Here is a 13571-nt window from a genome sequence, read left to right as displayed (position 1 = left end):
CGGACATCGACGTCACTTCGCCGAGCCCTCCTCGTCGTTGGCGGGGGCCGGGCCGCCTGTCCCGTTGGCTGGGAGTGCCGGGAGCGCGGCCGGCGGGCTCGTCCGGGTGAGCGCGCCGATCTGGGCGTGGAGGAGCGCGAGCGCGGCCTGTGGGGTGAGATGGCCGATCAGGACGTGGGTGGTCAGGCCGTCGGCGAGGGCCAGAAGCGTGCGTGCCGCCTGGTCCGGACCGGCATCGACGTCCCCGTCCGTAACGGGGGAGTCGGCGCGGCCCGCGCCGAGCAGGCGCACGAGCAGGGGGTGCAGCGCGGTGTAGCGGTTGCGCAGCGCGGCGGCGAGTTCGGGCGTCACGGCGGCTTGCGCGACGAACGCCAGCCAGACCCGGGCCTCGGCCCGGTGTGCCTCGTCGACCAGGGCGACCTCGCCCAGTACCCGCGTCAGCGTCGCGCTCGCCGGGTCGGGGTCGGCAGTCGTGTCGGTGCGGGACCGTGCGCGCTCGCTCACCCGCTCGGTGACCCGTTCGCCGATGTGGTCGAGCGCGAAGACGAGCATCTCCTGTTTGGTGCGGAAGCAGCGTTGGACCGCTCCCATCGACACGCCGGCCTGGGTGGCGACGTCGCGCAGGGTCACGCCCTCCAGGCCGCTGCTGTCGGCGAGCGCGCACACCGCCTCGGCGATCCGGCGCCGCCGTTCCTCGTGGTCCACCTGCCTGGGCATCGTTCGCCCACCCTCCTCGTAGTAATGCGCTTGCATCGCTTCCCAGCATAGGATGTGATGCAAGCGCATCGGAACGAAGGAGTGCCCGACGTCATGGCGTGCCCTGACGTCGGCACGCCGCAGCGAGGGGAAGGGGGCAGGGCTGCGCGCTCGCCACGAGGGCGGAGCGGGCGACCCGCCGACGCCATGAACACGGAACTGTGGAAGCTGAACGCGACGGAGCTGGCTGCGACCGTCGCCCGCGGCGAGGTCTCGGCGGCCGAGGTCGTGGAGGCCCACCTGGCACGCATCGCGGCGGTCAACCCGACCGTGAACGCCGTCACCCAACTCATGGCGGACAGCGCCCGCGAGGCCGCACGCGCCGCCGACCGGCGCCGCGCGGCGGGGGAGCGGCCCGGTCCGCTGGCCGGCGTGCCCTTCACCGTCAAGGAGAACATCCACGTGGCGGGATGGGCGACCACGCACGGTGTGCGGAAGTTCCGCGATCACGTGGCCGAGGCCGACTCCCCGCCGGTGCGCCGGCTCCGCGCCGCGGGAGCCATCCCGATCGGCCACGCCAACATGCCCGACCTGGCGATCTCCTCGGACCCCGCGAGCCAGTTGTACGGCAGGACGTACAACCCCTGGGACCCGTCGAAGACCCCGGGCGGGAGCAGCAGCGGGGACGGGGTGGCGGTGGCGGTCGGCATGGCCGCGCTCGGCCTCGGCAACGACTCGGGCGGCTCCGTGCGCATGCCCGCGGCCTTCAACGGCGTGGCGGCGCTGAAGCCGAGCTACGGGCGCTTCGCCGCCGACCACCGCATCATGGGTCAGGAACCGATGCTGGCCTCCCAACTCATCCCCGTCGACGGCCCGATCGCCCGCTCGGTCGCCGACCTGCGCGCCGCCTACGAGGCGTTGGCGGGCGCGGACCCGGAGGATCCGCGGGCGGTCCCGGTGCCCGCCTACGGGGCCGACGCGACCGGCCCGCTGCGGGTCGGCGTCGTGGCCGATCCGGCCGGAGCGGGCATCCACCCGCAGATCCGCGCCGCCCTCGACGAGGCCGCCACCGTCCTGGAGCGGGCGGGCCACGTCGTGGAGGAGGTGCAGATCCCCCGGCTGGGCGAGACCCTGGAGTGCTACGGGACGCTCATCATGACCGAGTTCGGCGTGAAGTGGCCCCGGATCAGGAAGCTGCTCACCGAGAAGGGTGCCCAGCACCTCGACCTGTTCATGGAACGCACCCCGCACACCGCACTCGACGAGTTCCTCCGGCAGACCGGGGTCCGGCTCTCCCTCCAACGTGACTGGGCCGAACTGCTCGCCGCCTACCCGCTGCTCCTCGGCGCCACCTGCCCCCAGCCCGTGCCCGGGTTCGACCTGCTCCCCGACGACACCGACGCCGAGAGCCACGCCCAGATGATGCTGGCCGGGGCCCTGTGCACGGTGACCTCCCTCGTCGGCGTGCCGGCGGTGAGCGTGCCCACCGGCTTCGCGGACGGCATGCCGCAGGGCCTCCAGCTCATCGGGCAGATGTACCGCGAGGACCGGTGCCTGGCGGCCGCCGAGGTGATCGAACGTCACTTCGGCGTGCTCGCCCCCATCGACCCGCGCTCGTAACGCGAGCGCGCACCGGTGTCCGCCCTGGCGACGGGGCAGGGCGGACACCGGCACCCCGCCCCGGGCACGGGGACCTTGAGCGCCGCGCGGCCACCGCGTGCCCGCGGCCCGCCCTGCGGGGCCCGGTCAGCGTCGTCCGAGGACCTCGGCGACGCGGCTGAACCCGTCCTCCCCGTGGCCCAGTCCGACGGCGCGGCGGGCCATGCCCTCCGCCGCGCGCATCACACCGGCGTCGATGCCGTGGGCCTCGGAGGTGTGGACGATGTGGGCCATGGACGACACCGCCGAGGTGAGCGGGTTGCCCGCGCCGGAGAACCCGCGGCCGTCCACGTCCTCGGCGAACTGGTCGAAGAGCGGGGGGAGGATCGCGCCGATGCCCTTGGCGAACGGCGCCAGTTCCCGCGCGGTGATGCCCTCGGCCCGCGCCACCGCCAGCGCGTGCACGTAGCCCGCCATCGCGGTCCAGAAGACGTCGAGCAGTGCGACGTCGTACGCCGCCGCGCGCCCGATCTCCTCGCCGAGGTGGGTGTGGCTGCCGCCCAACGCCTCCAGCACGGGACGGTGCTCCCGATGGAGTTCCGCCGGACCACTGTGGAGGAACACCGCGGCGGACGTTCCGATGGTGGTGGTCGGCGTCATGATCGCACCGTCCAGGTACCCGATGCCGCGTTCGGCCGCCCAGTGCGCCGTGTCCCGGGCCCGGTCCGGAGTGTCGGCGGACAGGTTCACCACCGTGCGCCCCTTGAGCGCATCGGCGACCGCATCGGGTCGCAGGACGGCATCCGCCGCGTCGTAGTTCACCACGCAGACCAGGGTCAGTCTGCTCGCGGCGACCGCCTCCGCCGCCGTGGGCGTGGCGACCGCTCCTCGTGCCACCAACTCCGCGTCCCTGCCCGGCGTGCGGTTCCAGACCGTGGTCCGCAGCCCCGCGTCCAGGAAGGCGCCGGTCAGGGCCCGGCCCATCGGCCCCATACCGAGCACGGTGACGGCAGACTGTTCAGAGTGCCTGGACAAGATCCAACTCCTTGACAAAACTTGATGAATGCGATGAAAGGGATGAACGTGACACGCAGTCGTGCCCAAGACCTGAATGTCTGTGGGGTGACCGCCGCGATCGCCGTGATCGACGGCAAGTGGAAGACGGCTCTGCTCTGGCGGCTGGAGTCGGGTCCCTACCGTCCCGGTGAGCTGCGCCGGCAGGTGCCGGGCCTCAGCGAGAAGGTGCTGACCCAAGCGCTCCGCGAGATGGAGGCGGACGGACTGGTGCACCGGGAAGTGCACGAGGCGCTGCCGCTCAAGACCGTCTACTCCCTGACGGAGTTCGGCCGTGACCTCGCCGAGGCGTTGGCACCCCTCTCCGACTGGGGCCACCGCCGCTTGGCGAAGCTCGCCGTTTCCCCGTCGGCCTCCTGACGCGGCGCCCCTTCCTCCCGTCGAACTCCGGCGACCGCCCCTGACTGCGCCCCACAAGGTTCGCCCGGGCCGCCAGGCGCTGCCAAGTACCCACAAAAAAGTGGGTACGTCGCAACGACGCGGCAGGCGGACGTGACCTCGGCGGACGCGCGCTGCCAGGCCACCGGTCGGCCGGCGGCCGGGCCGCACCCCGAACGGCGCCGCTGCGCCCCCGAGTTCGCGCGACTCCCGCCCCGAGCCCTGCCGTGGCCGAGTGGCCACACGGGAATCCCCGCACGGCGCGGCGGTCCGCCCTCCTCCATGCCCTGTGGCTATGTGCACATAGCAAAACTGGTCTTGGAACGCATGAGCGCCCTGTCCCTACGGTCTTCCTCGGGGCCGTCGCGCAGGCGGCGGGCATCGGCAAACCGCCCCTGCGCGACGTCCGGACAGGCCCCGCTCCCGTCGCCGGCCCGCCCGCCCCCACCCCGCTGCCCACCGGCGAATCGCTCCGGACGAACTGGCCGGCACCGCGCGCTGACACCACGCGCCCGGCCCACGCGCTCCGCCCGTCCCCTGCCCGTCCCGCGCTCGGGTCCTTCGCCGGGAACGGAAGGCCCGCGGTGCGTTCGGCCCGGCCGCCGGGGTTCGCCGCGGCGGCCGGGCCGAACGGGCACACGGGTGCGGAGTCACCGGCCCGTCAGCCAACGACGTACCGGGTGACCTCGGTGACGCTAGACCGGCTGGAAGGACCGCCGTGTCGCATCCCACGCCAACATGTCTCCCGTGGCGTCGTCGTGGTGCCAGGCATGGAGCGTGACCTGGCGCTTCGCGAGGCGGCGGGTGACACACGGGTAGGTGCGCAAATGGTGCAGCTGTGCCAGCAGATGGCGCTGCTCGGCCGCCGTCGAGGACGTCGGATCGGCGTGCTGTTGGGCGTCGTCCGCACGCGTGCGATGGGCGGCGCGACTGAACCAGTTGTGAACGAGCGGCAGGTGGGCGACGGACGGGTCCCGTCGGAGGGAGTCCAGCGCGGTGCAGTTGCCGTGGCCGCAGAGGATCACGTCGCGGACCCCGAGGACCCCCAGGGCGAACTCCAGGGTTCCGCCGACGCCGCAGTGCGCGCCGGGTCGGAACCGCGGGATGATCTGTGCGGCGGTCCGCAGTTCGTACAGCTCACCGGGGGCTGCGCCGGTCAGGAGGGCGGGTGAGACGCCCGCGTCGGAGCAGCCGATGAACAGGGCGCGTGCGGTGGGCGGGCCGGACGTCGGCCCGGAGTCCGTGGGGGGTGCGGTGCGGGAACGCGTGTCGGTGAGGAAGGCATGCATGATCGACCTCTGGCTCTTCTCGGTCAGTGGTTGCGGCGAGGGCGCGGCGTGCTCCGTGCACCCGTGGCGGGAGTGCGCGTCGACGTCCGGCGAGTGCACGGCCCCAGGGGGCGTGCCACCGTCGGTCCGACGCGTGCCGTGACGGGCGGGAGCGCGCTGCCGCTCAGCAGCGGATCACTTGCAGCGTGACGGGATCCGGTGGCCGGCCGGCGCCGGAGGACCGCCCCGCGCGGCACTGCTGTGCCACGGGGCCGACCGCGGAGGACAGGCCGTCGTGCGGTGCCGTCCCGACGGCGCGCGCGACCTCCGGGGACGCGCCGACGTCGCCGTCCGGCAGGACGACGGGAGCTTCCGCGTCGGAGAGTTGGGCCTGGTCGCCCGCGTCGTCCTCCGCTTCGTCGTAGCGGGGAGCCGGTGCCTGGGTCGTCGTCCAGGCGACGCCGGTCTCGCTCTCCTCCCCCCAGGGAGGCGGGTGGTGACCGATGGTCAGGAGCAACAGGAGACCGGAGAAGAGCAGCGCGATCATCGCAACGCCTCTGCGGGCCATCGTCCCTCCCCTCCCTCGGCCACCCGACAGAACATCATCGTCTACAGACGTGTAGACGATGATGTCGCTCCATCGGTTCCCTCGGGTGCGGCACCTCATGCCGGCCGCGAACGGATTTCCCCGCGGGCTGCGGCTCGCCGCGCGTACGGGCGCGCCGGTGCGGACCGGTCTCAGCGGCGGGCGAGCCCGTCGAGCATCAACGCGACCGTGAAGTCGAAGCGTTCGTGGTCGGCTCCCGAGGTGAGTTCGGCGGCGTGGCGCTTGGTCTGCGGGAAGGTGTCGGGCAAGTTGGCGAACCGGCTCAGCAGTTCGTCCCGGCTGACGACCCATTCGCCGCCGGGGCGGCTGACCAGCGCGACCTCAAGGGCGTAGGCGTTGACGTAGAGCATCAGGGAGTCGATGCCCCAGGCGGCGGTCTGCGGGGCGATGCCTCCGGCGAGGAGGAGGGCGAGCATGCCTTCGGCGATGCGCAGGGTGTCCTCGTTGGTGGGGGCGGTGGCGAGGGCGGCCCGGGAGATGCCGGGGTAGCGCAGGTACTGGTCGCGCAGCTGGCCGCAGACGCCGGTGATCTGCTCCCGCCATGCGTCGGGGTCCGGTTCCGGCAGCTCGACCTCGGCGCACAGGCGGCCGATGAGCAGCTCGTCCAGGTCGTCCTTGTTGACGACGTGGGCGTACAGCGACGCCGGTCCGGTCTCCAGGGCGGTGGCGACGCGGCGCATGGTCAGGGCCCCGTAGCCCTCCTGGGCCACGACGTCGAGCGCCGCATCGACGACGGCGTCCACGGTGATCGGCTTCGCCCGCCTACCTCGCGCCACTGGGGCGCTCGCATCGGGAACGGGCTGGTGGTGCCGCGCTGCGCGCCGTTGCTGAGGAGTCGATGGCATGTGTCGAGCATACCGGATGAACGAACCCCGTTCCTTCCCTAACGAACGTCGTTCGCCTTGACGCGATCGAAGTTCGTGTGTGAAATGTCGTTCGTGACTCTCGAACAATGTTCTTCCGCTCGCGACAGCCCTGTCGTGGTGCCCTCGCGCGCCACCTGGCTCGTACTGGTCGTCGTCCTCCTCGGCGAGGTCATGGACCTCGTCGACTCCAGCGTCGCCAACCTCGCCGGGCCGTCCATCCGGGCCGACCTCGGGGGCGGGCCGATGACCTTGCAGTGGACGCTGTCCGCCTACACCACGGCCTTCGCGCTCGGCCTGATCACCTCGGGCCGGCTCGGCGACGTGCTCGGCCGCCGCCGGCTTTTCCTCATCGGCATGGCCGGATTCACCCTCACCTCGCTCGCCTGCGGCCTCGCTCCCAGCCCCGCCTTCCTGATCGTCGCGCGACTGCTGCAGGGCCTGTTCGGATCCGTGCTGATCCCGCAGGGCATGACGCTGGTGAAGGTCGTCTTCCCGCCCGAACGCCTGCGTGCGGCGCTGATGCCGTTCGGGCCGATCATGGGCCTGGCCACGGTCGCCGGGCCGATCCTCGCCGGCTGGCTGCTGCACCTGAACCTGTTCGGCAGCCAGTGGCGCTCGATCTTCCTGATCAACGTGCCCTTCGGCGTCCTCGCCCTCGTGCTCGGCCGGCGCGTGCTGCCCCGCAGCGGTGGCGAGGATCCCGATGCCCGCCTCGACCTGAGGGGTGTGGGCCTGCTCACCGCCGGGTCCGCCCTGCTGATCGTCCCGCTCATCCAGGGGCGCGAACTCGGCTGGCCGGCCTGGACCTACGCGATGATGACGGCCTCAGTCGTGATGTTCGCGCTGTTCGTCGTCTCCGAGCGCCGCAGCAGGCACCCGGTCATCGCGCCGTCCCTGTTCCGCAAGCGCAGCTTCGTCGTCGGCCTGCTCGTCGTCGCCGGCTTCCACGCTGCGCTCAGCGCGTTCGTGCTCGTCATCAACCTGCTGCTGCAACTCGGCATGGACTGGACGCCGCTGCGCACCGGCCTGACGCTGATTCCGTGGGCCCTGGGCACCGCCGCCGCCGTCCTGTTCGGCGGGGGAGCGCTCGGGAGGCGACTGGGGCGGGCGGCCCTGCGCATCGGACTGTCCCTCGCCGTTCTTGGTCTGCTCTCCCTGTGGTGGTCCACCCACCACTGGGGCACCGCCCTCACCGTCGGCAAGCTGGCGCCGTCGCTGTTCGTGACGGGGTGCGGCGCGGGCCTGGTGTTCGTCCCGCTGTTCGAGTTCATCCTCGGCGACGCCTCCGCCGAGGAGGTCGGCACCGGCGCCGGCCTGCTCAACGCCGTCCAGCAGTTCGCCAGCGCCATCGGCGTCGCCGCCCTGGGCACCGCGTTCTTCGCCGGGCTGGGCAACCCCTCCCCGCACGCCTACTTCGCCGCGGCGCAACTGGTCTTCGCCCTCTGCGCCGGCCTGTACTTCCTGACCCTGCTGCTCGTCGGGCTCCTGCCCGGACGCGCACCGCACGCCCAACAGTGAACCCCCGTCCCCAGTAAGGGAGTTCGTCCCGCGCCCGCCCCGACGACCGACAGTCCCGGTCGGCGCCCGTCCCCACCACGGGAGGAAAACGACATGACGACGAAGGCCGCACTCATCACCGGCACCAGCCGCGCCATCGGCCTCGGCTTCGAGGTCGCCCGGCAACTCGCCCAACTCGACCACCACGTGCTCCTCACCGCGCGCGACGTCTCCCGCGCGGAGCACCTGGCCGCACGGCTGCGCAGGGAGGGGCACCAGGCCACGGCCCTGCGCCTCGACCTCACCGACGCGGCCGGCATGGACCAGGCGGCCGACCACATAGCCCACCGCTTCGGCCACCTGGACGTCCTGATCAACAACGCCAGCGACGCCGTCGACTTCACCGTCCTGTCCGCACTCGACGCCGACCTCGACGCGGTGCGGTCCGCACTGGACGTGGACGTGCTCGGCCCCTGGCGACTGGTCCAGGCGATGCTGCCGCTACTGCGGGCCGCCCCCGCCGCCCGCATCGTCAACGTCACCAGCGTCTCCGCCCAACAGATCGCCACCGGGTTTGACCTCGGGGCCAGCCTCCGCGCCCCGGCCCACTCCTTCGCCAAGCACACCCTCGACGTCCTCACCACCGTCCTGGCCCGAGCCTTGAAGGACACGCCGATCCTCGTCAACGCCGTCGACCCGGGCGAAACCGCCACCCACCCCGAACGCGGCGACGAGGGGCACGCGCGTCCCGCCGCCGACAGCGCACGCGGCGTCGTCTGGGCGGCGACCCTGGGCGAGAACGGCCCCACCGGCAAACTCTTCCGCGACACCCGGCCGGTGACCTGACCCCGCCCCGACGCCCCACGCTTCCACCGGCCGGCCCCGGGCCGCGTCCGGGAGCGCGCCCCGGCGGATTGCCGTCACGGTGAGGAACAAGAGAATGCCGCGTCGGCGAGGCCGGTTGCAACGGGCATGAAAGCCATAGGCGTTGACGTGTTCGGCGGTCCGGAAGCCCTGCGCGTCATGGAGTTGCCCGCACCCCAGGCGGGCCCCGGTGAGGTCCGCATCCGGGTGCACGCGGCCGCCGTGAACCCGACCGACGTCCTGCTGCGGCAAGACGCCCACGCCGTGCGCATGCCCGATCGGCAGCCCCCGTTCGTGCCCGGCATGGACGCCGCCGGGGCTGGTCCGGTCTGGCCGAACGCGGCATCCGGGTGCGCCCGGTGATGGTCACGCACGGCATTACGGACACCGCCCGGCTGGACGCGCTGCGCCGCCAGGCCGAGGAGGGCGTGCTGACGCTGCACGTCGCCGAGGCGCTGCCCGCCGGAGGCGGCCGACCCCGACATCGGGAAGGACCGCGCGGCGCCCGCCAAGGTTGCTCGCGGCGGAACGCGCAGAACGTGAGAACCAAGGGGAACCAAGGGCAACCAAGGGGAGGAGTCCCCGCACAAAAAGAACGCCCCCTCGCTGCGAGGGGGCGCCGACAATCACTTCGTTGTGCGCTTCTTGCGTGCAGGCTTCACCGTGGGGGCTTCGATCGTGCGGGCCACATCGGTGAAGGGCTTGATCGCCTCCTGGAGCGCGGCCACGTTGGCTTCGCTGAGGTCGATCTCGTACCACTGCGTGTCACGGACCTGACGGACACCGAGCTTCGCCGTGCCGTCTTCGTTGGTCTCTCCGGTTTCGTACTCCTCCTCGACCAAGGCCGGCACGGCGAGCTTCACGGTCGTGACGCCGTCCGTCGCCTGGGGGTCGAGGTCGTCCTGGAGGATCGACCGCCAGTACGTCGCCTTCTTGACGACCTCACTGCCGACCGGCACGGGAGTGATGACCTCTTGCACTCCCGGCTCGTTCTTCTGAGATTCGTCGACCTGGATGGTTTCCTTCACGGCCATAACGGCGCCCCTTTCGATTGGTGCACCCAAATTCTAAGGTAAATGGGGGAGTTGAAGCCAATCGACCCCGGCCCGTGCGAGAGGCGCTTGATTGTGGATCTACCTGGTCAACTCTCCGAGTGATCCCGGAGCGCCCACTTCTTTTCCGTTCGTGGTCTTCGCGGAATGAGTGTGACGCGTGGAGGTCCAGAAAGCCTTAAAGGTCCTCGGTGAAGAGAGAGGGTCCTCTTTATCCCGGGCGATGCCGCGGGGCGGCCGAAGTGTCCGTCGACGTAGCCCGGTTCGGTGTTGCTGGCGGGCCTCGACGCCATCGGCCGCCGGCCCGGCACGGGTGCACGCTCGGGCCTCATTCGGCGAGGGTGGCAAAAGCCGATGCCGCCTTAGGAACACTGCTACTTGAGGCCCTGGCTCTCGAGAGGGGCTTGTGGCGGGCCGGAGCGCTCACGGTCAGGTTCTCGGAGGTGCTGTCACCTTGGGGATGTCACGTGGCGGCGCCGCGCACTGAAGGGGGTCCTGGTTTTCTAGTAGGGCTCGCTGCGCGTTGTGTCAGGAGTTCTCCGGTGAATTCCGTCGCAGAGAGGCTGTATTGCATGAGCGTGCGTGAAACCGGACGAGTAGCCGTCGTAACGGGCGGTGCCAAGGGAATGGGTCCGGCATTCACCGGGGTTGGCGCTCGGCGGTGCCGAGGTCCGGGGTGTCCTGGCTGCCGGCCGTGCCCGCCGCCCCCCGACCCGTTCCGCTGGCCTCCGTGGTTCCGTTCGGCTCCGGGGTGGACTGCCGGCGGGCGCGGTGCTTGGCGACGTTGAGGCGGTTGCCGCACAGTTCGGGCATGCAGTAGCGGCGCCGCCCCGCCTTGCTGGTGTCCACGAACATGCCGTCGCACACCGGTGAGGCGCAGTGCCGGATGCGCTCGTGACGGAGCGTGCGGAGCACGCCCAGGAGGCCGGTGCCGATGAGGGCGGCCAGTTGCTGGGCGAGCGGGGCCTGCGGATCCGTGGTCACGTACCACTGCCAGCGCCCGTCCGCGTCCCGTTCGAGGGACGGCCCCACGCTCGCTCGACTGACCAGGGCGTTCGCGCCGGCCACCACTTGATCCTCACTGTCGGACTCCAGGAGCGCGCGCAACTCCCGGCGCAGCGCGAGCACTTCCTCCAGATCCTGCTCGGTCGCCCCGTGCCCGAGGTCCGCGGGGTCGACCGGAACCTCGTACTCCACCAGGAAGCGGTCGAGCGCGGCGGGATCCACGAGCATTTCGCCCGTGCTCCTGCGGACCAGGGCGGAGGTGTTGACCAGGTCGGTCGCGACGCCCGCACCCAATGCGTAATCGGAAAAAAGAAACTTCAAGCCTTACTCCATGCTAGGGTAACTGGAGAACATCGATTATACCTCTTAGCTCTGGAGGGATCGGCATGAGCACGTATGCCCGGCCCACCCCGTGGAAGCTCCACCAGCGCGTACCGGTCGCCGCCGGCGAGGTCGCCACCGGTGTCTTCGGCGAGGGCCCGCCGGTGGTCCTCGTCCACGGCACCCCCGCCTCCTCCTACCTCTGGCGGAACGCCGTCCCCACCCTCGCCCGCCACCACACCGTCTACGTCTGGGACCTCCTCGGCTTCGGCGCCTCCCGGATCGCCCCCGGAGCCACTCCCTCCATCGCCCAGCAGGCCCGCACCCTCGCCGAGCTCGTCGACCACTGGGGGCTGGCCGCACCCGCCCTCGTGGGTCACGACATCGGCGGCGGCGTGGTCGTCCGCGCCCACCTCCACGAAGGGGTGCCGGCCTCCCACCTCGCGCTCCTCGACGCCGCCGTCCTCGGCCCCTGGAACACCCCCTTCACCGAACACCAACAGCGCTACGCCGAGGCGTACCGCACCATGCCGGCCCACATCTTCGACGACATCGTCACCGCCCGCCTGCGCACCGCGGCGCACCACCCGCTGTCCGAAGCGGCCGCCGCGGCCTACCGCGCTCCCTGGGCGGGCGCCGAAGGGCAGCGGCGCTGGATCGACCAGGTCTGCGCCGTCACCTACGAAGACACCCGCGAGGCCGTCGACCGGCTCGGCGAGATCACCGTGCCCACCCTCGTCCTGTGGGGCGCCGAAGACCAATGGCTCCCCACCACCACGGGCGACCGGCTCGCCGCCGCCATCCCCGGCGCCGAGCGCCTCACCCTCCCCGGCGCCGGCCACTTCGTCGCCGAGGACCAGCCGGCGGCGACGGCCGAGGCACTGGTCGCGTTCTTCGGGCGCCAACCCGGCTGAGCGGGGTGCAGCGCGCCGCCGCGACCGCCTTGCACCTCACGGACGGCCGGCACCGCCGTGCCACTCCATCGCCTGACGCGTCAACGAGCGTCCTGGTTGGAGGCGTACGCGCATGAGGGGCCAGTGTGCGCTACCAGCCGCGCCACAGCTGGTACCGGACGGTCGCGAGGAGGTAGGCGACGAGGCACGCCAGCCCCGGGAAGAGCGCCATCCCGACGACGGCACTGATCCCGCGGTAGCCGGATGCGGGTCCCGACAGGGCGAACGCCACGTATCCCGCAACGCCCGGAACCAGTAGGGCGATTGCCCACGCCCGGCGGACCGCGACGCGCCTGCGCCAGGCGAGGTCCTCGTTGCGCCACCGGATCGCGGGAGCTTCCTCCTGGGCCCTGCGCACCGCCTCGGCCCGTCGCTCCGCCTCGGCCCGCGCGGCGTCCTCGGCGTCCCACTGGCGGCTCAGCCGCTCCCGGTAGCGGGCGCGCCACGTGGCGTCCTCCGGGCTCTCCGGCGGCTGTCCGCCCACGGTGACGTCTCCGTACACGGTGCCGAACTGCCCGACGGAACCCGTGACGTTGCCGCTGACGTCGTTGCGGGTCCGGTGGCGCACCGTGCGGTCGTCTCGTTCGTCTCCGGCTTCCCCCATGGGGCAACCGTACCGTCGGCCCCGTCGAACGCGACGGCCGTTCCACCGGGCCACGTGGCGCTCGACGGGGCCCCAGGCACCCTCCCCGCGCCGCCCGGGGGCTTTCAGCTCACGGGCGTGCGGCGGTCGCGCACGGCGGCCAGCACCGTCGCGGCGGTCCCGGCGAGGAGCGGCACCACCATGGCCGCGAACAGCCAGCCGGACACGTGCCGGTCGGCCGTCGAGCGCCACAGCACCGCGCAGCCGACGAGGAGCGAGACGCCCGTGCAGGCGTTGAGCACCAGCAACGCCCGGGCGGTGCGGAGCGCGGAGGCGCGGGTGCGGGGGCGGTTGAGGGAGGACCTGACCAGCCCGTCGCCGAACGGTGCCGTGTCCTTGGGCAGTTCGGCCTCCGGCGTCACGCGCAGCGTCAGCTCGGCACAGGCGGTCAGCAGCACGGTCGCTCCGAGGTGCACGAACACCAGCGCGAACGCGTTGCCGATCGACGGTTCGGTCCAGGCGTCCACGCCGTCGATGCCGATGCGCCGGGGTATCCGGTCCGGCAGATGCGGGTAGCGCAGGACGCCCCAGACGACGAGTGCGGCGAGCAGTGCGACGTTGGGGAGCAGCCACAGGCGGACTGGACGTGAGAAGACCATGCGTCGATTGTCCGCCGCAGGCGCGCTCGTCGCAGGCGGTGCCGCGCGTCGGGGCGCGAGCGGCGGGGCCCGGTGCGCTGCGGGGCTGCGCCACGGAGCGGAAGGACCCGGACCGCGCCTGGTCCGTCCTCCTCGCCGTTGTCGGACCG

General features: G+C 72.1%; 15 protein-coding genes. 6 read left to right on the top strand and 9 right to left on the bottom strand.

All coding sequences use genetic code 11. The features are described from left to right. Window positions 1–12 precede the first annotated feature (12 nt). Complete coding sequence (locus tag ACLJT4_RS19465) at window positions 13–717, bottom strand: TetR/AcrR family transcriptional regulator (protein WP_411123527.1); 705 nt, start codon at window positions 715–717, stop codon at window positions 13–15. A gap of 186 nt (window positions 718–903) precedes the next feature. Here ACLJT4_RS19465 and ACLJT4_RS19460 point away from each other — a divergent pair, with 186 nt between their 5' ends. Continuing rightward, window positions 904–2316 carry an amidase gene (locus ACLJT4_RS19460; protein ID WP_411123526.1) on the top strand — a complete coding sequence of 471 codons (1413 nt, stop codon included), beginning with the start codon at window positions 904–906 and terminating at the stop codon, window positions 2314–2316. 126 nt (window positions 2317–2442) lie between these two features. On the opposite strand, the gene ACLJT4_RS19455 is transcribed toward ACLJT4_RS19460, so the two are convergent. Then, on the bottom strand, window positions 2443–3330 hold the full coding sequence (locus ACLJT4_RS19455) for an NAD(P)-dependent oxidoreductase (protein ID WP_411123525.1): 888 nt from the start codon (window positions 3328–3330) through the stop codon (window positions 2443–2445). 48 nt (window positions 3331–3378) lie between these two features. On the opposite strand from ACLJT4_RS19455, the gene ACLJT4_RS19450 reads away from it, so the two are divergent. Next, the gene (locus ACLJT4_RS19450) at window positions 3379–3729 is read left to right on the top strand and encodes a winged helix-turn-helix transcriptional regulator (RefSeq protein WP_411123524.1); all 351 of its coding nucleotides are present in this window, start codon (window positions 3379–3381) and stop codon (window positions 3727–3729) included. 713 nt (window positions 3730–4442) lie between these two features. Here ACLJT4_RS19450 and ACLJT4_RS19445 read toward each other — a convergent pair. The 3 genes from ACLJT4_RS19445 to ACLJT4_RS19435 form a co-directional block, all read right to left on the bottom strand. Then, on the bottom strand, window positions 4443–5135 hold the full coding sequence (locus tag ACLJT4_RS19445) for a carbonic anhydrase (protein WP_411123523.1): 693 nt from the start codon (window positions 5133–5135) through the stop codon (window positions 4443–4445). A gap of 64 nt (window positions 5136–5199) precedes the next feature. After that, window positions 5200–5583 (bottom strand): hypothetical protein, encoded by a 384-nt coding sequence (locus ACLJT4_RS19440; RefSeq protein ID WP_411123522.1) that lies wholly within the window; start codon window positions 5581–5583, stop codon window positions 5200–5202. Between the two features lie 170 nt (window positions 5584–5753). Then, the gene (locus ACLJT4_RS19435) at window positions 5754–6467 is read right to left on the bottom strand and encodes a TetR/AcrR family transcriptional regulator (RefSeq protein WP_411123521.1); all 714 of its coding nucleotides are present in this window, start codon (window positions 6465–6467) and stop codon (window positions 5754–5756) included. A 135-nt stretch (window positions 6468–6602) separates the two neighbouring features. On the opposite strand from ACLJT4_RS19435, the gene ACLJT4_RS19430 reads away from it, so the two are divergent. The 3 genes from ACLJT4_RS19430 (at window position 6603) to ACLJT4_RS19420 (ending at window position 9212) form a co-directional block, all read left to right on the top strand. Continuing rightward, entirely contained in the window at window positions 6603–8006 is a 1404-nt protein-coding gene (locus ACLJT4_RS19430) for an MFS transporter (protein WP_411123520.1), read from the top strand. A 93-nt stretch (window positions 8007–8099) separates the two neighbouring features. After that, window positions 8100–8831, top strand: a complete 732-nt coding sequence (locus ACLJT4_RS19425; protein WP_411123519.1) for an SDR family NAD(P)-dependent oxidoreductase — start codon at window positions 8100–8102, stop codon at window positions 8829–8831. A 126-nt stretch (window positions 8832–8957) separates the two neighbouring features. After that, complete coding sequence (locus tag ACLJT4_RS19420) at window positions 8958–9212, top strand: alcohol dehydrogenase catalytic domain-containing protein (RefSeq protein WP_411123518.1); 255 nt, start codon at window positions 8958–8960, stop codon at window positions 9210–9212. Between the two features lie 263 nt (window positions 9213–9475). On the opposite strand, the gene ACLJT4_RS19415 is transcribed toward ACLJT4_RS19420, so the two are convergent. Together ACLJT4_RS19415 and ACLJT4_RS19410 are read right to left on the bottom strand one after the other, a co-directional pair. Next, window positions 9476–9883, bottom strand: a complete 408-nt coding sequence (locus ACLJT4_RS19415) for a hypothetical protein (protein WP_411123517.1) — start codon at window positions 9881–9883, stop codon at window positions 9476–9478. 657 nt (window positions 9884–10540) lie between these two features. Then, entirely contained in the window at window positions 10541–11227 is a 687-nt protein-coding gene (locus ACLJT4_RS19410) for a CGNR zinc finger domain-containing protein (protein WP_411123516.1), read from the bottom strand. A gap of 65 nt (window positions 11228–11292) precedes the next feature. Here ACLJT4_RS19410 and ACLJT4_RS19405 point away from each other — a divergent pair, with 65 nt between their 5' ends. Then, entirely contained in the window at window positions 11293–12141 is an 849-nt protein-coding gene (locus ACLJT4_RS19405; RefSeq protein WP_411123515.1) for an alpha/beta fold hydrolase, read from the top strand. 130 nt (window positions 12142–12271) lie between these two features. On the opposite strand, the gene ACLJT4_RS19400 is transcribed toward ACLJT4_RS19405, so the two are convergent. Both ACLJT4_RS19400 and ACLJT4_RS19395 read right to left on the bottom strand, forming a co-directional pair. Beyond that, a complete protein-coding gene (locus ACLJT4_RS19400; RefSeq protein ID WP_411123514.1) occupies window positions 12272–12784 on the bottom strand; it encodes a hypothetical protein in 513 nt (170 codons plus the stop codon). 104 nt (window positions 12785–12888) lie between these two features. After that, on the bottom strand, window positions 12889–13422 hold the full coding sequence (locus tag ACLJT4_RS19395; protein WP_411123513.1) for a DUF1648 domain-containing protein: 534 nt from the start codon (window positions 13420–13422) through the stop codon (window positions 12889–12891). Window positions 13423–13571 lie beyond the last annotated feature (149 nt).

Source organism: Streptomyces sp. x-19, from assembly GCF_046549115.1.
Lineage (GTDB): Bacteria > Actinomycetota > Actinomycetes > Streptomycetales > Streptomycetaceae > Streptomyces > Streptomyces albulus_C.
The sequence above is the reverse complement of the archived record's forward strand: the minus strand, read 5'-3'. Positions and strand labels throughout refer to the sequence as shown.

What these genes read in the sequence shown, in the direction of transcription:
- ACLJT4_RS19440 (WP_411123522.1), bottom strand. Translation starts at nt 5,583, where the DNA reads ATGGCCCGCAGAGGCGTTGCGATGATCGCGCTGCTCTTCTCCGGTCTC.
- ACLJT4_RS19425 (WP_411123519.1), top strand. Translation starts at nt 8,100, where the DNA reads ATGACGACGAAGGCCGCACTCATCACCGGCACCAGCCGCGCCATCGGC.
- ACLJT4_RS19405 (WP_411123515.1), top strand. Translation starts at nt 11,293, where the DNA reads ATGAGCACGTATGCCCGGCCCACCCCGTGGAAGCTCCACCAGCGCGTA.
- ACLJT4_RS19395 (WP_411123513.1), bottom strand. Translation starts at nt 13,422, where the DNA reads ATGGTCTTCTCACGTCCAGTCCGCCTGTGGCTGCTCCCCAACGTCGCA.
- ACLJT4_RS19420 (WP_411123518.1), top strand. Translation starts at nt 8,958, where the DNA reads ATGAAAGCCATAGGCGTTGACGTGTTCGGCGGTCCGGAAGCCCTGCGC.
- ACLJT4_RS19400 (WP_411123514.1), bottom strand. Translation starts at nt 12,784, where the DNA reads ATGGGGGAAGCCGGAGACGAACGAGACGACCGCACGGTGCGCCACCGG.
- ACLJT4_RS19465 (WP_411123527.1), bottom strand. Translation starts at nt 717, where the DNA reads ATGCCCAGGCAGGTGGACCACGAGGAACGGCGGCGCCGGATCGCCGAG.
- ACLJT4_RS19415 (WP_411123517.1), bottom strand. Translation starts at nt 9,883, where the DNA reads ATGGCCGTGAAGGAAACCATCCAGGTCGACGAATCTCAGAAGAACGAG.
- ACLJT4_RS19435 (WP_411123521.1), bottom strand. Translation starts at nt 6,467, where the DNA reads ATGCCATCGACTCCTCAGCAACGGCGCGCAGCGCGGCACCACCAGCCC.
- ACLJT4_RS19460 (WP_411123526.1), top strand. Translation starts at nt 904, where the DNA reads ATGAACACGGAACTGTGGAAGCTGAACGCGACGGAGCTGGCTGCGACC.